This is a genomic window from Phyllobacterium sp. (genome assembly GCF_037994405.1).
Taxonomy (GTDB): Bacteria; Pseudomonadota; Alphaproteobacteria; order Rhizobiales; family Rhizobiaceae; genus Phyllobacterium.
The window spans coordinates 1-2,311 of sequence record NZ_JBBNAN010000002.1; the positions used below are offsets into that span (position 1 = coordinate 1).

The 2,311-nt window shown below is 55.8% G+C and carries 2 protein-coding genes; both read left to right on the forward strand.

Going from position 1 to position 2,311, the window contains the following annotated elements; genetic code table 11:
* Window positions 1–363 precede the first annotated feature (363 nt).
* Window positions 364–738 carry a VOC family protein gene (locus AAAC48_RS00025; protein WP_340652197.1) on the forward strand — a complete coding sequence of 125 codons (375 nt, stop codon included), beginning with the start codon at window positions 364–366 and terminating at the stop codon, window positions 736–738.
* 570 nt (window positions 739–1,308) lie between these two features.
* Window positions 1,309–2,286, forward strand: coding sequence for a L,D-transpeptidase (locus AAAC48_RS00030; protein WP_340652198.1), 978 nt, complete (start codon window positions 1,309–1,311; stop codon window positions 2,284–2,286).
* Window positions 2,287–2,311: the final 25 nt, after the last annotated feature.

The window sequence follows — 2,311 nt, forward strand, 5'->3', positions numbered from 1 at the left end:
CGGGGCTTTCTTTCGTCGTGACAACGCAGCGGCCTGGCTAGCGCGGCCGCGTCACCATCCGTTCGTGAAATCTCCCTCAAGTCACTGAAGCGACAAATTCCCCCCTTTGGCGACAGCCGCAGCTGCTCGAGCGCGGATTCTTGTCACCATGGCCGGCTCAGGCTACGTGCCCTGCGGGCTTACACAAAGGGGCGCTGCTCTTTGGACTCCCACCCCCTGTTCCTTGCCATCAGTGGCTGAGACATGCCAATAGAGTCTGAGACGCAAAACCAGCCGCGAAGGACCGCTTTGCAGCGCAGGCAGACTTTATAAGATGCGCAGCAGAGGCACCGTCAGGCAGGCCTACACATTTCAGGAGAACTCATGTTTGACCACATCAAATTCGGAGTCAGCGACTATGCAGCGAGCAAAGCGTTCTTCCTCAAGGCACTCGAACCACTCGGCGTAGCTGTTGTATCGGAGGGGCCGCCGACGTACGGCGTCGAGCTTAGTCCAAAGGGTAAGGCTTCATTGTGCCTGTACCAAACCGAGGAGAAGCCGGCGCATCTTCACTTGGCGTTCACGGCCGAGAATCGCCAGCAAGTCGAAGCCTTCTATCGCGCGGCTCTGGAGGCGGGTGGCAAAGATAATGGTGCGCCTGGTCTGCGCCCGCACTACCACTCGAACTACTATGCAGCGTTCGTCATTGGCCCGGACGGGCACAACATAGAAGCGGTTTGCCACGAACCTGAGGCCTAACCCTTCCATCGGGGAGACGTCCACAAGCGGGCTTCGCCCACTTGCGGCTGCCCCTCATGACAAACGTTGAAAAAGCCGACACACCAGATCAACGCCTTGACTACGTTCAACACAATTGCTCGGTCAAACTGAGTCTTGAATTGGACCCCAAATCAAAGCTCTTGAAAGGAATCGAACCGCAGACCCACTCAATGCGGTTTTCTGAGGTGCGGTTCCAGAGGAGACATTATGCGATTTTCGAAGCACGGACGTAACAATAGAGATTCTTATTAATGATTTGTGCCCGTGAGAGATGCGAGAAGTCGATGACCTGAATAGGCACGGGATCGAACCGATCCGGATAGGGAAAACTAGAACGGATCTTGGAGCTCAGAGCTCGCGAACAATATCTGGATCCAATCTGCGGATCACCGCACCGACTAGCGGTCTCTCGAAATGCCGCAATCAAAGGCCTCACAGAAGAGCGTACTTGATCTCACGTTCACGCAAAAGAGTTCTTAAGAAAGGGGGGCAACCACAGAAGAACAATTATCTTCGGAACATCTTCATCGCAACTCCATTTGAGCGGACATGAAAACATTTGTTGGAATGTCCACGTTCTTTCTGATCGTTTCCGTCATCTTCGCTGAAGCCACAGAGGTCAAACCAGACGTGATCAATTCTGCGTCCCTGTCCACAATCCCGGCGGAGCGCGCTTCCAAACCATCACGGGATCCCGATCCAGCGATCGTCCGCCTTCAGGTTCTCCTCGACCGAGCAGGTGCATCGCCGGGCGTGATCGACGGCATTTATGGAAAGAACGTTACCAAGGCGGTGGCCAGTTTCGAAAAGATGATGGGGATGCCCCCGGACGGCACAATCGACTCCGATGTAATCAGCAGGCTGGAGACGGGTGGCTCGATTATCGGCACCTACACGGTCACGGCCGACGACGCGAAAGGCCTCGTGGACCATATTCCAGCAGACTACGGCGAAAAGGCGAAGATGCCCAGCTTGGGTTACACCAGCATCGCCGAAAAGCTTTCAGAGCGTTTCCACATGCATATCGACCTGTTGACTGTGCTTAATCCAGGTTCGGATTTCGTCCCGGGGGAGACAGTCCAGGTAGCGATGCCGGGTCCCTCGCGCCAAGGAAAGGTGGCCCGCATCGAAGCCGACAAGACGGCTGGGCAGGTCACGGCTTACGATAATCGTGATGTCATACTAGCGGCGTATCCCGCGACAGTTGGCAGCGAGGACAATCCTTCTCCAGGGGGGACGCACAAGGTGAAAGGCGTCGCGCGGATGCCCGTCTTTAGATACAATCCAAAGGTCAACTTTAAGCAAGGGAAGAACGACAAGGTCCTCATCATCCCCAAGGGCCCCAATGGGCCGGTCGGAAGTGTCTGGATCGATCTAACCGAGCCAACCTATGGCATCCATGGAACGCCTGATCCCGAGCTTATCAACAAAGTCGGGTCGCATGGCTGCGTTCGTCTGACGAACTGGGACGCCGAGGAGCTAGCTGGAATGGTGAAGCCGGGCGTCGTTGTCCGGTTCGTCAACTAAAGGTATCGGCCGCCGTGTTCCGATC